Source organism: Pseudoxanthomonas sp. CCNWLY206-1 (assembly GCF_039710385.1).
Classification (GTDB): domain Bacteria; phylum Pseudomonadota; class Gammaproteobacteria; order Xanthomonadales; family Xanthomonadaceae; genus Pseudoxanthomonas_A.
The window spans coordinates 217715-233896 of the sequence record NZ_JBDKXI010000009.1 but is presented as its reverse complement, the minus strand read 5'-3'; the positions used below and the strand labels follow the sequence as shown (position 1 = coordinate 233896).

At 62.3% G+C, this 16182-nt stretch carries 14 protein-coding genes; 8 read left to right on the top strand and 6 right to left on the bottom strand.

What is annotated here, in order from left to right; translation table 11 throughout:
- Positions 1 to 68 precede the first annotated feature (68 nt).
- The gene (gene panD, locus AADW18_RS18985) at positions 69 to 449 is read left to right on the top strand and encodes an aspartate 1-decarboxylase (protein WP_337344967.1); all 381 of its coding nucleotides are present in this window, start codon (positions 69 to 71) and stop codon (positions 447 to 449) included.
- On the top strand, positions 446 to 1966 hold the full coding sequence (pgi, locus tag AADW18_RS18980; protein WP_337344966.1) for a glucose-6-phosphate isomerase: 1521 nt from the start codon (positions 446 to 448) through the stop codon (positions 1964 to 1966). The genes panD and pgi overlap by 4 nt, the downstream gene beginning before the upstream one ends.
- Positions 1967 to 2076: 110 nt before the next feature.
- On the opposite strand, the gene queG is transcribed toward pgi, so the two are convergent.
- Entirely contained in the window at positions 2077 to 3147 is a 1071-nt protein-coding gene (queG, locus tag AADW18_RS18975; protein ID WP_337344965.1) for a tRNA epoxyqueuosine(34) reductase QueG, read from the bottom strand.
- A gap of 378 nt (positions 3148 to 3525) precedes the next feature.
- Here queG and AADW18_RS18970 point away from each other — a divergent pair, with 378 nt between their 5' ends.
- The 6 genes from AADW18_RS18970 (at position 3526) to AADW18_RS18945 (ending at position 11284) form a co-directional block, all read left to right on the top strand.
- Positions 3526 to 4998: an NAD(P)H-hydrate dehydratase gene (locus AADW18_RS18970; protein ID WP_337344964.1), complete on the top strand. Its 1473-nt coding sequence runs from the start codon at positions 3526 to 3528 to the stop codon at positions 4996 to 4998.
- Between the two features lie 137 nt (positions 4999 to 5135).
- The gene (gene tsaE, locus AADW18_RS18965) at positions 5136 to 5618 is read left to right on the top strand and encodes a tRNA (adenosine(37)-N6)-threonylcarbamoyltransferase complex ATPase subunit type 1 TsaE (protein ID WP_337344963.1); all 483 of its coding nucleotides are present in this window, start codon (positions 5136 to 5138) and stop codon (positions 5616 to 5618) included.
- A gap of 81 nt (positions 5619 to 5699) precedes the next feature.
- Entirely contained in the window at positions 5700 to 7313 is a 1614-nt protein-coding gene (locus AADW18_RS18960) for an N-acetylmuramoyl-L-alanine amidase (protein ID WP_337344962.1), read from the top strand.
- 248 nt (positions 7314 to 7561) lie between these two features.
- On the top strand, positions 7562 to 9373 hold the full coding sequence (mutL, locus tag AADW18_RS18955) for a DNA mismatch repair endonuclease MutL (RefSeq protein WP_337344961.1): 1812 nt from the start codon (positions 7562 to 7564) through the stop codon (positions 9371 to 9373).
- Positions 9374 to 9419: 46 nt separating this feature from the next.
- Positions 9420 to 10331 (top strand): DUF1684 domain-containing protein, encoded by a 912-nt coding sequence (locus AADW18_RS18950; protein WP_337345000.1) that lies wholly within the window; start codon positions 9420 to 9422, stop codon positions 10329 to 10331.
- An 11-nt stretch (positions 10332 to 10342) separates the two neighbouring features.
- On the top strand, positions 10343 to 11284 hold the full coding sequence (locus AADW18_RS18945; protein WP_337344960.1) for a TraB/GumN family protein: 942 nt from the start codon (positions 10343 to 10345) through the stop codon (positions 11282 to 11284).
- A gap of 187 nt (positions 11285 to 11471) precedes the next feature.
- Here the strand turns inward: AADW18_RS18945 and rnfB are convergent, their stop codons facing one another.
- From rnfB to AADW18_RS18920, 5 genes are all read right to left on the bottom strand, one after another.
- A complete protein-coding gene (gene rnfB / locus AADW18_RS18940; protein WP_337344959.1) occupies positions 11472 to 11891 on the bottom strand; it encodes an Rnf electron transport complex subunit RnfB in 420 nt (139 codons plus the stop codon).
- Between the two features lie 81 nt (positions 11892 to 11972).
- Positions 11973 to 12563 (bottom strand): HAD-IB family hydrolase, encoded by a 591-nt coding sequence (locus tag AADW18_RS18935; RefSeq protein ID WP_337344958.1) that lies wholly within the window; start codon positions 12561 to 12563, stop codon positions 11973 to 11975.
- A gap of 46 nt (positions 12564 to 12609) precedes the next feature.
- A complete protein-coding gene (gene metG / locus AADW18_RS18930) occupies positions 12610 to 14697 on the bottom strand; it encodes a methionine--tRNA ligase (protein ID WP_337344957.1) in 2088 nt (695 codons plus the stop codon).
- A gap of 106 nt (positions 14698 to 14803) precedes the next feature.
- Positions 14804 to 15241, bottom strand: a complete 438-nt coding sequence (locus AADW18_RS18925) for a DUF2147 domain-containing protein (protein WP_337344956.1) — start codon at positions 15239 to 15241, stop codon at positions 14804 to 14806.
- Between the two features lie 93 nt (positions 15242 to 15334).
- Entirely contained in the window at positions 15335 to 16165 is an 831-nt protein-coding gene (locus AADW18_RS18920; protein ID WP_337344955.1) for a sel1 repeat family protein, read from the bottom strand.
- Between the last annotated feature and the right edge of the window lie 17 nt (positions 16166 to 16182).

Genomic DNA, 16182 nt, shown 5'->3' with positions numbered 1-16182 from the left:
GAAAAGGCCAACTCACCACTCACCACCGCGCTGCTAGACTCTTCCCTCACCTGAAAACGCCCAATTCCATGCAACTCAGCCTGCTCAAAACCAAGATTCATCGCGCCACCGTCACCCACGCCGAACTGAACTATGAAGGTTCCATCGCCATCGATGGCTTGCTGTTGGATGCCAGCGGCATCCGCGAGTTCGAGCAGGTGCATATCTGGGACGTAACCAACGGTGCCCGCTTCTCCACCTACGCCATCCGTGCCGATGAAGGCAGCGGCATTGTTTCGCTCAACGGCGGCGCGGCGCGGCATGTGCAGATCGGCGATCTCATCATCATCGCTGCGTTCGCGGGCATGAGCGAGGAAGAAGCAGCGCGTTTCCAGCCCAAGCTGATCTACGTGGACGGGCAGAACAAGATCACCCACACCAATCATTCCATTCCCAAGCAGGCCGCATGAACACTACGCCGGGTTTCGATGCATTGCAGTCCCACGCGGAGCGCCTTCGCGGTGTTGGCCTGCCGGCGCTGCTGAAGCAGGACCCGGCTCGCGCGCAGGACTTCGCGCTGCGAACAGGACCGCTGTACGTCAATTTCGCGCGGCAGTCCTACGACCGTGAAGCGTTGAACGCGCTGCTGGCGATGGGGGAGGAGCGAGACTTGTCTGCGGCTTTTCACCGTTTGTTCGACGGCGAAAAAGTCAATGTCACCGAAAACCGCGCGGCCCTGCATACGGCATTGCGCGGCAACCACTCTGGCTCTGCCGTAGCGCGCGCTGCTTTCGCTTCTGCGACTGAAGTCCGTGGGCGAATGGCGGCGTTGATTGCCGAACTGCAAGCCAGCAACATCACCGACATCGTCAGCGTCGGCATTGGAGGCTCCGATCTGGGTCCGCGTCTGGTGGCAGATGCGTTGCGCGATCCGGCGTCCGGCCGTTTCCGCGTGCATTTCCTGTCCAACGTGGACGGCGCTGCCGCCCAGCGTGTGCTGGCGCCGCTGGACCCCGCGCGTACCGCGGCCATCCTGATTTCCAAGACCTTCGGCACTCAGGAGACCCTGCTCAATGGCGGCATCCTGCGCGATTGGCTGGGTGGCAGCGAACGTCTATACGCCGTCAGCGCCAACCCTGAACGCGCGGCGAGCGCGTTCGACATCGCGCCCGATCGGGTGCTGCCAATGTGGGATTGGGTAGGTGGGCGCTATTCGTTGTGGTCGGCGGTCGGGCTGCCGATTGCACTGGCGATCGGGTTTGATCGTTTCGAAGGGTTGCTGGCTGGCGCCTCTGACTTCGACTCGCACGCATTGAAGTCGCCGCTGGCCGAGAATATCGCAGTGCGCCATGCATTGACCGCCGTATGGAACCGCAACGCCCTTGGGCACGCAGCGCAAGGTGTGATGAGTTACGACCAGCGCCTGGCGCTGTTGCCGGCCTATCTGCAGCAATTGGTAATGGAAAGCCTGGGCAAGCGTGTGCGTTTGGATGGCAGTCCCGTCGCGGTCGATACCGTGCCGGTCTGGTGGGGCGGCGCGGGCACCGATGTGCAGCACAGCTTCTTCCAGGCGCTGCACCAGGGCACAGGTATCGTGCCGTTGGATTTCGTGGGTACTGTACGCAATGACGACCCATACGCCGAAAACCATCTGGCGCTGATGTCCAACCTGCTGGCGCAGAGCGAAGCACTGGCCAATGGCCAAGCGAACGATGATCCGCACCGCAGCTATCCAGGCGGCCGTCCCAGCACGATAATCCTGCTGGACGCGCTGACACCGCAATCGCTGGGCGCACTGATCGCGATGTACGAGCACAGCGTCTACGCACAGTCGGTGCTGTGGGGCATCAACGCGTTCGATCAGTTTGGTGTCGAGTTGGGTAAACAGTTGGCCAGCGGGCTGTTGCCGGCGTTGAAGGGTGAGGCCGAACCAGGCGATCCTGTTACACAGGCTTTGCTGACAGAAATCAACGCGCGCACGCGCTAATTTCACCCTTGCGGAGAGCGTCACTGTGGGAGCGACGTGAGTCGCGACGTTGATGTTTCCGGTCGCGGCTCACGTCGCTCCCACAGTGACGGTTCTGTGTGAATCCAGTTCTACGCTTGATGCCGGGCCAACGCCCACGCCACATGCTCACGCACCAGCGCGGAAGGATCGTTCTGACGCGAAGCGAGCGACGCCAGTACCGCGGGTGTCGCGGGCGCATTTCCCAGCGCGACCGCGATATTGCGCAGCCAACGTTCATAGCCGCTGCGGCGTATCGCTGAGCCCTCGGTGCGGCGCAGGAACTCTTCTTCCGTCCAGGCGAACAACTGTGGCAGTGTGGCGGTATCCAGATCGTTGCGCGCGCGAAAATCGGGTTCGTCGGTGCGCTTGGCGAATTTGTTCCAGGGACACACCAACTGGCAATCGTCGCAACCAAAGATACGGTTGCCGATAGAGGGCCGTAGCGCTTCCGGAATCGCACCTTCATGCTCGATCGTCAGATAGGAAATGCATCGACGCGCATCCAACCGGTAAGGCGCGGTAATCGCCTGGGTAGGGCAAATATCGATGCAGCGCGTGCAAGTACCGCAGTGCGCACTCGCAGGCGGATCAATCGGTAATGGCAGATCGACATAGATCTCTCCCAGGAAGAACCAGGAGCCGCCATCCTTGTCGATCAGGCAGGTGTGCTTACCGATCCAGCCCAGCCCGGCGTTGCGTGCCAGAGCGCGCTCCAGCACGGGCGCCGAGTCCACAAAGACTCTATGGCCGAACGACCCCACTTCTTCCTGGATACGTTCGGCGAGCTTCTGCAAGCGTTGCCGCATCAGCTTGTGATAGTCGCGACCCAGTGCGTAGCGCGCGACGTAGGCACGTTCGCCTTCGTACAATGTGTTCCAGGCGTCATCGCTATCGTTGCGGCCATAATCCAGGCCAACCGAAATCACCCGCAATGTGCCGGGAATCAATTCATCCGGCCGGGCGCGCTTGTCGCCGTGCCGCGCCATCCATTCCATCGAACCGTACAGCCCCTGCGCCAGCCAATCGCGCAGGTGGTGTTCGTCCTCGCTCAGTTCTATGCCGGTGATGCCGCAGCGCTGAAAACCCAACTCGCGCGCAAGCGTCCGCACGCGCTGGGCGAGTGCGACGGGGTCGGGGGCGTGGGCGGGTAGCGAGGACATGTGGGAAGTATAGAAGCCGGCGGATAAACCCTGGCCGATAGGTTACGTGCGATCACTGCGAACCGGTAACGCACTTGGCCTTCGCCACCTTTTAGAGGGGCGAAGGAGGATTTGCTGTTGCTTCTGCATTTAAGGAGCAAAAAGCAAATCCCCCTCAAGTGCTTTTCAACCGCCGAATGGCGGGTCATCCCCCTTTTACGCTTTCAACAGCCGAATGGCTGGTCAAGGGGGAGCAAATCAAGAGCCTTTCCCGCCACCGCCACCGCCACCGCCACCGCCACGGCCACCGCTATCCCATTCCCCATTCCCCATTCCCCATTCCCCATTCCCCATTCCCCATTCCCCATTCCCCATTCCCCTCCCGCTAGAATCAGCGCCATGTCCGGCACCTTCTCCTTGTACGGCACCTCGGCTGCGCGGCGGCTGGATGCGCGCGCCACAGAGCTGCTGGGTGGCGATGGCTACACATTGATGCAACGTGCTGGGCTGGCAGCCTGGCAATATCTGCTGCTGCATTGGCCGCAAGCGCAACGCATCGTGGTGGTCTGCGGGCCGGGCAACAACGGTGGCGATGGCTATGTGTTGGCGCAGTTGGCGCGGCGTTCGGGCCGCCTAGTGCAGGTGGTGCATCTGCCGTCGCATTTGCCGCGCAGTGAACTGGCGCAGCGCGCCTGCACTGAATACATCGCTGCGGGTGGACAAGTGGAGTTATTCCGAACGGCACTGCCGCCGGCCGATGTACTCGTCGATGGATTGTTCGGTATCGGTTTCGCACGCGCACCGGATGCCGAATCCGCAGCACTGATCGACGCGATCAACGCGCAGGCGATTCCGGTGTTTTCGTTGGATGTTCCGAGTGGTATCGATGCGGATACCGGTGCATCGCCGGGCGTCGCGGTGCAGGCCAGCCGAACGCTGCAGTTCATCGTCCGGCACGCGGGCCTGTACACCGGCGATGCCTTGGAATACATCGGCGCATTGGATCTGGATGCGCTGGAAGTGCCGTCCGCCAGCTTCGATCAGGTGTTGGCTTATGCAAGTTTGCTAAGCGCTGACGCACTGGCGTTGTGGTTGCTGCCACGCCGACGCAACACCCATAAGGGCGAATCCGGTCGTGTGCTTTGCCTCGGCGGAGATCATGGCAGCGGCGGCGCCATCCTGCTTTGCGCGGAAGCGGCTTTACGCAGCGGCGCCGGTTTGTTGAGCGTGGCCACGCGAGAAGCGCACGTCACGGCGATGCTTGCGCGCAGGCCGGAGGCGATGGTGCGTGCAGTAGAGTCCGATCAGGATATGCAGCCTTTGCTGGAACGCACCGATTGCATCGCCCTGGGCCCTGGGTTGGGGCAGGGCGAATGGTCGCGCGCGGTATTCCGCATGGCGATCGATGCAGGCAAGCCGTTGGTGATCGATGCTGATGGTCTGAACCTGCTGGCGGCCGCGCCGAGATCGCTTCACGATGCCGTCGTGACGCCGCATCCGGGTGAAGCCGCGCGTTTGCTCGAAACGGATACTGGGAGCGTGCAGCGTGATCGTTTTGCCGCCGCGCAGGCTATTGCAGACCGTTTTGGTGCCACGGTGGTATTGAAAGGCGCGGGAACGATCGTTACCGCGCCGGGCCATACCCCGCGTGTGATCGGCGCGGGTAATCCCGGCATGGCAGTGGGTGGCATGGGCGATGTGCTGACCGGCGTGATCGCCGCTTTGAGAGGGCAAGGCTTGAATGCATTCGATGCTGCCAGCGCCGGTGCACTGCTGCACTCGCTTGCCGGCGATGCAGCGGCTTGGGATGGACAGCGCGGTCTACTGCCTTCTGACCTGATGCCGCATCTGCGGCGGTTGGCGAATCCATAAGAACCTGCTCCTCCTGCTGCGTCCGCCATGCATCAGTGCGGTGCTCGCAACGCTCACCTATCCCACATGCACGGCGCTTTGCCATAGTTGCCCGCCTTCATTCACGGCCGAGCGCGAACAAGCTCTAGAATCGCGGCATGCGGATTCTTCTTTCTGACAGCGAAGCTACGGAAGCGTTGGGGCGTGCACTTGCTGCCACGCGACCGGCTCAGGCCGTGGTGCATCTGCAAGGCGACCTGGGCGCGGGCAAATCCACCCTGGCGCGCGCCATGCTGCGAACACTGGGCGTGCAGGGCGCCATTCGCAGCCCGACCTACACCTTGGTGGAGCGGTACCCACTGGAGCAGGGCGAAGCCTGGCACTTGGACCTGTACCGCATCGGCGACGCAGGTGAGCTGGAATTCCTCGGTCTAGACGACGCAGTTGCGACGTTGTGGTTGGTGGAATGGCCAGAGCGCGGCAGCGGCGGGATACCACCTGCCGATCTGCGAATTGAATTGGCTGTAGAGGCGCTGGGCCGCTCAGCGGCTTTGATTGCATTGTCCGAGGAAGGCTCCCGCTGGCTGGGTCGGCTGGCAGATAACAGGCAGTTGCCGGGATCATCTGTCGCTGTCACATAGGAACATCCGGCAGGTTACGGATTATTAAGGGAAAAATTCTTGCATTCCGGACAGGATGGTGGTTGAATCCGGCGCATGCGCATGGGGAATCCCACAACCCGTAGTTTCAAGCTGGCAGCAGCGGTCCATCTGCTGGCAGGCACGTTGTTGGCGGGTGCCGGAACCGTATCGGCTTGGGCGGGCGAAGTTAGTGCGGTTCGCGTGAATCAAGGCGCCACGGGTACCCGCGCGGAGATCCAGCTGCAGGGCAAAGGCGAATACAAGACATTGTCGTTGGCGGGCCCAGATCGCCTGGTCGTCGATCTTCCGGCATCCAGCGCAGCGAAGGGACTCACGCTGCCGGCTGGGACCGGCATCATCAAATCCGTGCGTACCGGGCAGCCGGAACCGGGCACCTTACGTATCGTGTTCGATCTGGCGTCCGCTGTTGTGCCCTTGAAGCCGCGCATGGAGTCCAGCAGCACCGGTGCGCGGCTGGTGATCGAGTGGCCCGGCGATGGTCCGGCTCCGAGCGCGGCGGTGGCTACCACCCCTTCAGCGCCTGCCGCGACGACAGCCACCCCGCCGGCTCCATCACAAGCAACTCCGCCGGCCGTGGATCCACAGGCGGAAGCGGCGCGCGCCACCGCCGCGCTTAGCGCGCAGGTGGTGAAGGATCTGGCACAGAACGCTCCAACATCGCCGCCATCGTCTTCCCCGGCCGGTCAGCCGTCGCCGCAGGCGATCCTTAATGGGCAGGCGGCGAACCAGCCGTCAGCACCATCCGCGTCGTCTGCGACGCCCCCTTACACCATCGCCACGGGCAAGCCGGAACCAATAGGCGCCAATGCCGCTGCCGGTCAAGTTCCCAGTGCGGAGCAAGCTATCCCGGCTGCCACGGCCGCTAAGCCTGCCTCGGATCCGTCGAAGCGTTCCGGCACGCGGCCGCTGGTCATCGCCATCGATCCCGGCCACGGTGGGCAGGATTCCGGTGCGGTGGGTCCCGGCGGCACCTACGAAAAAAATGTAGTGCTGGCGATCGCCCGCGAGTTGTCGCGACAGATCAATGCCACGCCGGGCATGAAGGCTTACCTGACCCGCGAAAGCGATGTCTTCATCCCGTTGCCGCAACGCGCACGCAAGGCGCGCGCCGCGGGCGCCGACATGTTCGTTTCCATCCACGCCGACGCTGCGGAAAACCGTAGTGCGCGGGGGTCATCGGTGTACGTGCTGTCGTTGAAAGGCGCTTCTTCGCAGCGCGCCCGCTGGCTGGCCGACAAGGAAAACGCCTCCGATCTGATCGGCGGCGTGCCTTTGCAGAAAGTGGACAACACTCTGTCCTCGGTGCTGCTGGACCTGGCCCAAAGCGGCCACATGAAGGCCTCCGAAGACGCCGCCAATCACGTGCTGGATGGCCTGAAGCGCGTCGGCAACAATCACAAGCCGAACATCGAGCGCGCCAACTTCGCCGTGCTGCGCACCTCCGACATACCGGCCATGCTGGTGGAAACCGCATTCATTTCCAATGCGGAAGAAGAGCGCCGGCTGAAGGATCCCGCTTATCAACGCAAAGTCGCCAGTGCCGTGCTGGATGGCGTCAACACCTATTTCACCCGGCAACCGCCGCCGGGTACGCTGTTCGCTGCCCGTGCGCAGGCGGAAGCGGAAGCCAAGTCGCGCGGTGTCGCGTCGGGTGGTACGGCCGGCGCGCCGTAACAGGGGCCTGTTACCGCCGGGGCCTTAAGCGTCAACAGGCCCTGGCTCGGCTATCATCACGGCTGATTCCCGACGACGGCGCTACCGCGCCGCCCGAACGTGCCGATTCGCCCACTGTCCGAAATTTCCTGTTCCACGATCACTGCTGGCATAGGCGAGCCTATGCATTCGCCGCGCTTTAGCGTGCATGAAAAGCAGCGCGATACCGCCAATGGCAGCGTGACCGATGCCCGGGGCGAGGCCCTCATATGAGCATTCGTCAGCTTCCCGACACCTTGATCAACCAGATCGCCGCCGGTGAAGTCGTCGAGCGGCCCGCTTCCGTCGTCAAGGAATTGGTCGAGAACGCCCTGGATGCTGGCGCTCGCCGGATCGATATCGACTTGGAAGAAGGCGGCGTGCGTTTGATCCGCATCCGCGACGACGGCGGCGGCATCGCGCCTGAAGAACTGCCGCTGGCGATCTCGCGCCACGCCACCAGCAAGATCGCATCGCTGGATGATCTGGAGTCGGTGGCAACGCTGGGTTTTCGCGGCGAAGCATTGCCTTCCATCGCATCGGTCAGCCGCTTCATGCTGTCCTCGCGCCGTGCCAGCGACGAGCATGGCGCCGCCCTGCAGGTGGAAGGTGGCAAGGTGGGCGACGTGGTTCCCAAGCCGCACGCGATCGGCACTACCGTGGAAGTGCGCGAACTGTTCTACAACGTGCCGGCGCGGCGAAAGTTCCTGCGCGCCGAGCGCACCGAGTTGAGCCATATCGAGGAATGGCTGCGCTCGCTGGCGCTGGCGCGTCCCGACATCGAACTGCGTGTTTCCCATAACGGCAAACCATCGCGGCGTTACAAGCCCGATGAACTGGAATCGGTGGCGCGTCTCAACGAGACGCTGGGCGAAGACTTCGCCCGCCAGGCGTTGCGGGTCGAGCACAGTGGTGCCGGCCTGCGCCTGCACGGCTGGATTGCGCAGCCCAGTTATTCGCGTGCCAGTGCGGATCAACAATACGTGTACGTCAACGGCCGCTCCGTGCGCGACCGCAATATCGCCCATGCGGTGAAGATGGCGTACCAGGATGTGTTGTTCCATGGTCGCCAGCCGGCGTATGTGTTGTTCCTGGAAATCGATCCGACCCGCGTGGACGTCAACGTGCACCCGGCCAAGCACGAAGTCCGTTTCCGCGATACGCGCCTGGTCCACGATTTCGTCTATCGTACGCTGCAAGACGCGCTGGCGGAAACACGCGCGGGTTCTGCGCCCGCGGTGGTCTCGGCAGCATTGTCGGCTGCCGCCGGACACGCGTTACCGTCGTCCTGGATGCCGACGCAGCAATCGCCGTTGGGTTTGCGCGTAGCGGAAGCGCCTGCCGCTTATGCCGCCCTGTATGCCTCGTCCCCTGCGCCGGATAGCTCAACGGACGTGGCAACATCGTATAGGCCACCCATGCAGACGGCTGCGATGCCGGCGGTGGACCCCGACGGTGTTCCGCCGCTAGGCTTCGCCATCGCGCAGCTGCATGGCATCTACATCCTGGCCGAGAACGCTGATGGCCTGATCGTGGTGGACATGCATGCCGCCCATGAGCGCATCGGCTACGAAAAGCTCAAGTCCGCGCACGATGGCATCGGCTTACGTTCGCAGCCATTGCTGGTGCCGCTGAATATGGCTGTGGCAGAGCGCGAGGCCGACGCGGCCGACCGCGAAGCGGAGACACTGGCATCGCTCGGTTTTGACGTGACCCGCAGCGGTCCGCAGTCGTTGAGCGTGCGCAGCGTGCCCGCGCTGCTGGCGCAGGCTGATCCGGAAGCACTGCTGCGCGATGTGTTGACCGATCTGCGTGAGCACGGCGAAAGCCTGCGAGTCGCCGCGGCACGCGATGAACTGCTGTCGACGATGGCCTGCCATGGCGCCGTACGTGCGAATCGCCGGCTGACGATTCCTGAAATGAATGCGCTGCTACGTGAAATGGAGATCACCGAGCGCTCCGGCCAGTGCAATCATGGCCGTCCGACCTGGGCGCATTTTTCTGTTGCCGAGATTGACCGCTGGTTCCTGCGAGGACGATGACATGGGGTGTGGTAAATGGCTGGGGATGATCGCATTGGTGGCTTTGATGGCCGGCTGCGATCAGGATGGGGCGGGTGAGAAAGGGCAAACAAGCGAACCCGCATCAGTGCCGAAAGCCTCCGATGCGCAGTTTCTGGCCGATAACGCCGCATGGCGGAAACAGCGCGAAGAGGAGCTCCTGAAGCCCGATGGCTGGACCAGCCTGGTGGGCCTGCATTGGCTGGAACTCAAAGCGCATTACATCGGCAGCGGCACCGGCAACGGCATCAAGCTGGCGGTCGGGCCGGACAAGATGGGTATGTTGACCCGGCAAGGCGGCCAGATCTTCTTCACGCCGGAGCGCGGCGCGGCATTGACGTTGAATGGCGAGCCGTTGAAGGGCCGAGTGGAACTTCAAAGCGATCACGGTGAGCTGCCCAGCGTGATCGGTTTCGATGACGGTAAAGGCAGCCTGACGGTAATCGAACGCGGTGGTCGCCATGCTTTGCGAGCGAAGCACGCAGACGCGGAGACGCGCCTGAACTTTATCGGCCTGGATTATTGGCCTGCGGCTCCGGCGTGGCAGATCGAAGGCCGCTTCATTCCGCATCCGGCGGGCAAGACGATGGCCATCGGCGACATCGTCGGCATTACCACCGAATCACCCAACCCTGGTGCGGTGGAATTCAGCCGCGATGGCGCGACCTATCGGCTGGAAGCTATCGGACAGCCGGATGGCCCGTTGTTCATCGTGTTGGCGGACGGCACCAGTGGCCACGGCAGTTATCCCGCGGGTCGCTTCCTGGATGTGGCGGCCCCCGTCAATGGCAAAGTGGTGCTGGACTTCAACCGCGCCTACAGCCCGCCTTGCGCCTTCACTCCTTACGCGACTTGTCCGCTGCCGCCACCAGAAAATCGATTGAATCTGGCCATTGCCGCAGGCGAAAAAACCTACGCCAAACCCATCACCATTCATTGACAGGGATGTTCATGTTGAAACGAGTGCTTTCCATCAAGTCGCTTCTGCTGGCCGCGCTGATCGCCACCACGTCCGCGGCTGGTGCTGATTCGCCTGCGAAGGTAGCGGCCAAAACCGCGCCGCCGGTACCGCTGTTGTGGAAGGTGTCCGACCAGGACAATGCGGTGTATCTGTTGGGCGCGTTCCACTTGCTGCGGCCAAGCGACTATCCGTTATCCGCTGATGTGAGCACGGCATTCGAAGACGCGGAAGCGGTGATGTTCGAACTGTCCCCGGCAGAAATGGCGTCGTCCGCGTTACCGACACAGATGATGCAGGCGGCACTCCGTCGGGACGGCAAGCGCTTGCAGGACGATCTGGATGCCGTCACCTGGCAGAGGCTGCAGGACTACGCCGGTAAGAACAATCTATCGCTGAACAACTTCGCGACGTTCGAACCGTGGTTCGTCGGCTTGACCATCAGCATCCTGGAGATGACCAAGCAAGGCCTGGACCCGAAGCTCGGCTTGGACACTCATTTCATGGAAATCGCGAAGAAGGCTGGCAAGCCGACCGACGGCCTGGAATTGGCGAGCGATCAGATTCGCATGCTGGACGGCATGGATGAGGCCGAACAACGCCAATTCATCGCCGAAGCCCTGGAGCAGGCGGAAAAAGGGCCAGCCGAGATGGAAGCCCTGCATCGAGCATGGCGCAATGGCGACGCTGAGCTGCTGTGGAACAAGATGGCGGGTGAAATGAAGCGTGAATATCCGCGTCTTTATCAACGCATCAACGTCGATCGCAATAACGCGTGGGTGCCGAAGATCCAGCAGCGCCTGTCGCAATCTGGTTCCGATGACACCCTCGTCGTCGTCGGCGCGCTGCATTTGCTGGGAGGCGATGGCGTGGTCGAAAAGCTGCGCGGCAAAGGCTACAAAGTCGAGCGGGTTTGTTCGGTGTGTAATAAGTAGTCCTGGTTGTCGCGGTTTCGGCTTGCACGCTCTCGTGGAGCGGAGCTTGCTCCGCTGCTCCTGCTTCTCGTATGGTCGAGATGCCGGGCCTCCCTAGACTAGAAGCAGCCGAGCAAGCTCGGCACTGCACGAAGCGACAAGCCGCTGCGCAACTCGACTCCGATCGGTTTTCGTATCCGGGATCAAACTAGGCTGCAACCATCCGGATGCAATCCACCGGACAGGCCGGCACGCACAGTTCGCAGCCTGTGCACAGTGGTTCTATCACCACATGCATGTGCTTGGCGCCGCCGATGATGGCGTCGACCGGACAGGCCTGGATGCATTTGGTGCAGCCAATGCAGTCAGCTTCCACGATCATCGCCACTTCCGGCAGCTTGTGCGCGCCGCGACCGCGATCGTAGGGCAGCGGCGCGACATCCAGTACCTTGGCTAACAGCCGTGCGCCGTCATCGCCGCCCGGCGGGCAGCGGTCCACCTGCGCTTCTCCCCGCGCCATGGCTTCGGCATACGGCCGGCAGCCATCGAAACCGCATTGGCCGCACTGGGTTTGCGGCAACAGGCGATCAAGGCGTTCGGTCAGGTCGGTGTTATCGGGGGACATCATCATGCAAGCGTACAGCGCTCTGGACATGGAAGTGCTGGATATGAGCGTGCTGTGTATGGGCGTCTTGAAATATGCGCATGTTCAGGCAATGCGCCGGCCGCGATACCAGCGTTGCTGTGCCAGCGCCAACATCCCGCGGTCTTCGCGGCTGTCGCCGTAAGCATGGATCGCCTGATACCGGCTCAGGTCGTAGCGGGCGCGTATCCGTTGCACCTTGTCTGCGCCGCAGTCGCCATCCAGATAACGACCGGTCAACTGTCCATTCTTGGCTTCCAGCGCGTTGCAGATCACTGCCAAGCCGCGTTCGGCGCACCACGGCTGCAAATAAACGTCCAACGAACCGGAGACCACTACCACCGTATCTCCTTGCGATTGATGCCAACCGATGCGTTGCTCCATCTCTGGCCGCAGCCATGTGGGAAGCATCGCACGCGCGAAACGGCTTCCTGCCTCGCGGATGTTTTCCTCGTTCCCGCCTTGGAATGCGAATCGGGTGACTCGCGCCCGCAGTCGCTGAGCCGACACCACGCCCAGGCGATAGCCTGCCAGCATCGGTCCTATGTGCCAGCGTGCCCGAGCCAACTGTTCTGGGCGCGCGATGCTGCGCAGGAACCGACCATAGGTATCGACCGTGGTGATGGTGTGGTCGAAGTCGAACAGCGCCAGGTTCATCGACGACGAAGCGATTCGCAGTTCAAGAATGGATCACGCGCCGTGCTCAGCGCACCGGCATCCCTGGTTGCGCGCCGCTGTCGGCGTCGAGCAAAGCCAGCGCGCCGCCATCGAAACCCGCCGACAGGATCATCCCTTCGCTGATGCCGAAGCGCATCTTGCGGGGCGCCAGGTTGGCGATGAACACCACGCTGCGGCCCACCAGTTTTTCAGGTTCGCCATAGCTGGCGCGGATGCCGGAAAAAATCTGCCGTTTGCCCAGGTCACCGGCATCCAACTCGAAACGCAGCAGCTTGTCCGAACCTTCGACGAACTCGCAGGCCAGCACTTTGCCGATACGCAGATCGAGTTTGGCGAAGTCGTCCATGACGATGTACTCACCGGTATTGTCCTTGGCAGGAGCCGCGCCAGTCGCGATAGCCTTTTCAGCAGACTGCTTGGTCGCGACGGGCGTTGCGCCTACCGTCGGCGCGGTAACGGGAGCGAGCGTGTCTTTGGAAGCATCGGTCATGGCGTCGATCAGTTTGGTGTCGATACGGGTGAATAGTGGCGAGTAAGTTTTGATGCCGTGGGCGAGTAGCGGGGCATCCAGGTCGCGCCAGGCATAGACCGGCGCGGCAAGAAACTCTTCGGCTTGTGCGGCGGTGCGCGGCAGCACCGGCTTCAGTGCAGCAACTAGCACGCGGAACAGGTTCAAGCCTTGCGTACATATGGCCTGCAGCTCGGCATCGGCGCCTTCCTGTTTCGCGATCACCCAGGGCTTCTTGTCGTCGATATAGCGGTTGGCCTCATCGGCGAGCGTCATCGTCTGGCGAATCGCGGAGGCCGGATCATTGCGCTCGTAGGCTTCGCGGATCGGCGCCAATGCCGCTACAAAGCGATCATACGCGGAGGGATCGGGCAGCGCGGGTGCGAGTGCTCCTCCAAAGCGCTTATCGATGAAGCCGGCACAGCGGCTGGCCAGATTCACGAACTTGCCCACCAGATCAGAGTTCACGCGTGCGGTGAAATCACCCAGGTTCAGGTCCAGGTCGTCGACGCCGCCAGAGGATTTGGCCGCGTAGTAATAGCGCAGCGCTTCCGGCTCCAGTCCGACGTCCAGGTAAGTGCGCGCCATCACGAACGTGCCGCGCGACTTGGACATCTTGGCGCCGTCCACGGTCAGATAGCCATTGACGTGCAGGCGGGTCGGCGCGCGATAGCCCACGCCGTGCAATACGGCGGGCCAAAACAGACCATGGAAATTGACGATGTCCTTGCCGATGAAATGGTGCAGCTCGGTCTGCGTGCCAGCCACCAGATGAGATTCGAAATCCAAACCGTTGCGCCGGCACAGCGCCTTGAAGCTGCTCAGGTAACCGATAGGCGCATCCAGCCAGACATAGAAATACTTGCCGGGAGCGCCCGGTATCTCGAATCCGAAATAAGGCGCATCGCGCGAGATATCCCAGGCGCGCAAGCCGCCTTCGGCGTCCAGCCATTCCATCAACTTGGCTTTGACGCCGGGCAGCGCGACATCGCCCTTCAGCCACTCACGCAGAAACGGCTGGAAGCCGCCCACCTCGAAAAAGTAGTGTTCCGAATCGCGAATCTCCGGCGTTGCGCCGGATAGCACCGACTTCGGCTCCTTCAGATCGGTCGGTGCATAGGTGGCGCCGCAGACCTCGCAGTTGTCGCCGTACTGGTCGTGCGACCCGCAGTTTGGGCAAATGCCTTTGATGTAACGGTCGGGCAGGAACATGCCCTTGGCCGGATCATAAAACTGGGCGACGTTGCGCTTGGCGATATGGCCACCGGCTTCCAGCTTGGCGTAGAACGCCTCGGTCAGTTCGCGGTTGGTGCGCGAATGAGTGGAGTCGTAATGATCGAAGTCCACGCCGAAAGCGGCGAAATCGCGCTCGTGGCTGGCCTGGACGTTGGCGATGAAGGCCTCCGGCGTTACGCCGGCTTTTTCCGCCGCCAGCATGATCGGCGTGCCGTGAGTGTCATCGGCGCAGACAAAATAGGCGGTATTGCCCGCCAGCCGCCGGGCGCGCACCCAAATGTCGGCCTGGATGTAGCCGACCAGATGGCCGAGGTGCAGCGGTCCGTTGGCGTAGGGCAGGGCGGTGGTGACGAGTGCGGTGCGGCTCATGGCGGATGTCGTGCGGGGGAAGGCCGATTATCGCATGGGCCGTTGGGGGCCCAGAAACGGATTGGCCCGGCGTTGCCGGGCCAATCAGAGGGCTCGTTTCCAGGGATTACTGGCGGACCCAGGTCTGCGATTTGCAGATGAAGGCGATGCAGCCAGAGACTTCCAGCTTCTTGCCGCCCTCGATCAGCTCCATCTTCGACTTGTAGACCTTGCCTTCGTCCGGCTTGAGGATGGTGCCGCCGCTGTACTCGTTGGGGCCGTCCGTTTTCATGCCGCGAATGATCTCCATGCCGGTAATGGGCTTGTTCTTGCGGTCGTCCTTGCACTTGTCGCAGACCGGATTGGGCTTGCTGGGATTCAGCAGTTCGACGATGCGGCCGCTGTAGATGCCATTGCTGTTCTTGCTGATCTCGACGATGGATTTCTCCTTGCCGGTATCGCTGTCAATAGTCTTCCACCGGCCCACTGCATCGGCGGCCGAGGCCGACATCGACAGAGCCATGAAAGGAGCAGCCAGACAGGCAGCCATCAGTATCTTGCGCATATTCCCCTCCCAGGGATGTTGGTTGAACCCGTCTTGCGAGATTGGCGGGATGGCCTCTTTATACCGCATTCGGTGGGGTATGGAAGAAGCCCTTCAGCCATCTTTCCGGGTGCCCAGGCCGTCCTCATCCCGGTTGGGGGTAGTCGGTTCTACAACATCGGTCTGCGGCACTGTCGCCGGGATGCGCGAACTGGGTGGCTCGCCTTCATGAACCTGCTCCATCTCGCCCACGCTCACCCGACCGACGCGGGGCTTCATCCAGATGCTGTCGTGCCAAGCCTGGTATCGCTTGGGGTCCCAGTAGCGTTCGTCATAGAACTTGGACCCATCGATTTGTTCGAATCCGCCGGGACCCGGGACATAGATCTGCACGTTGCCGGCAAACCCCGTACGGCTGCCGGTCAGCTTGCGCTGCTCCCGTCGCAGCACGGTCGCAAGCCGCGGTTGTGCCGCGGCATCGCCGTACTTCGCGTAAATGGCTTTACCTTCTTCGAGTGCCTGTGTCCGCTGCTCCAGCGTCAGCGCATTCCAGTAGCGTTCGCGCAGCCCCAGGAAACCGGCGTATCCACGTTCCGCCGCCAGATCCATCCATGCATAGGCCAGGGACGGATTGCGTTCGACTCCCTGACCATTCCAGAGCATCTCGGCCACCATGCCTTGCGATGGCTTGTCCGCATAAAAGGCGGCGCGCTGGAAGAAGCGGAAGGCGTCCTCATGCTCGCCCTGCTTCATCTCATCCAGACCCAGCAAGCGGTATCGCAGGTCCGGATGTGCGGCCAGGAATCCGGCGGACAGTAGCAGCGCATCCTTCGTGGGGTCGGGTGGTGCCGAGGATGCGGATGACTTTTGCGCGAGGGCTGTGGTGGGGAACTGCAAGATGCCCAGCACGATCAGTACATGGACGGCCGCACGCATTCTGTTCATGGATCCTTCCTCTGACC

What these genes read in the sequence shown, in the direction of transcription:
- panD (WP_337344967.1), top strand. Translation starts at nt 69, where the DNA reads ATGCAACTCAGCCTGCTCAAAACCAAGATTCATCGCGCCACCGTCACC.
- AADW18_RS18925 (WP_337344956.1), bottom strand. Translation starts at nt 15,241, where the DNA reads ATGCGCAAGATACTGATGGCTGCCTGTCTGGCTGCTCCTTTCATGGCT.
- pgi (WP_337344966.1), top strand. Translation starts at nt 446, where the DNA reads ATGAACACTACGCCGGGTTTCGATGCATTGCAGTCCCACGCGGAGCGC.
- AADW18_RS18920 (WP_337344955.1), bottom strand. Translation starts at nt 16,165, where the DNA reads ATGAACAGAATGCGTGCGGCCGTCCATGTACTGATCGTGCTGGGCATC.
- AADW18_RS18970 (WP_337344964.1), top strand. Translation starts at nt 3,526, where the DNA reads ATGTCCGGCACCTTCTCCTTGTACGGCACCTCGGCTGCGCGGCGGCTG.
- AADW18_RS18935 (WP_337344958.1), bottom strand. Translation starts at nt 12,563, where the DNA reads ATGAACCTGGCGCTGTTCGACTTCGACCACACCATCACCACGGTCGAT.
- mutL (WP_337344961.1), top strand. Translation starts at nt 7,562, where the DNA reads ATGAGCATTCGTCAGCTTCCCGACACCTTGATCAACCAGATCGCCGCC.
- queG (WP_337344965.1), bottom strand. Translation starts at nt 3,147, where the DNA reads ATGTCCTCGCTACCCGCCCACGCCCCCGACCCCGTCGCACTCGCCCAG.
- AADW18_RS18960 (WP_337344962.1), top strand. Translation starts at nt 5,700, where the DNA reads ATGGGGAATCCCACAACCCGTAGTTTCAAGCTGGCAGCAGCGGTCCAT.
- rnfB (WP_337344959.1), bottom strand. Translation starts at nt 11,891, where the DNA reads ATGATGTCCCCCGATAACACCGACCTGACCGAACGCCTTGATCGCCTG.
- tsaE (WP_337344963.1), top strand. Translation starts at nt 5,136, where the DNA reads ATGCGGATTCTTCTTTCTGACAGCGAAGCTACGGAAGCGTTGGGGCGT.
- metG (WP_337344957.1), bottom strand. Translation starts at nt 14,697, where the DNA reads ATGAGCCGCACCGCACTCGTCACCACCGCCCTGCCCTACGCCAACGGA.
- AADW18_RS18950 (WP_337345000.1), top strand. Translation starts at nt 9,420, where the DNA reads ATGGCCGGCTGCGATCAGGATGGGGCGGGTGAGAAAGGGCAAACAAGC.
- AADW18_RS18945 (WP_337344960.1), top strand. Translation starts at nt 10,343, where the DNA reads ATGTTGAAACGAGTGCTTTCCATCAAGTCGCTTCTGCTGGCCGCGCTG.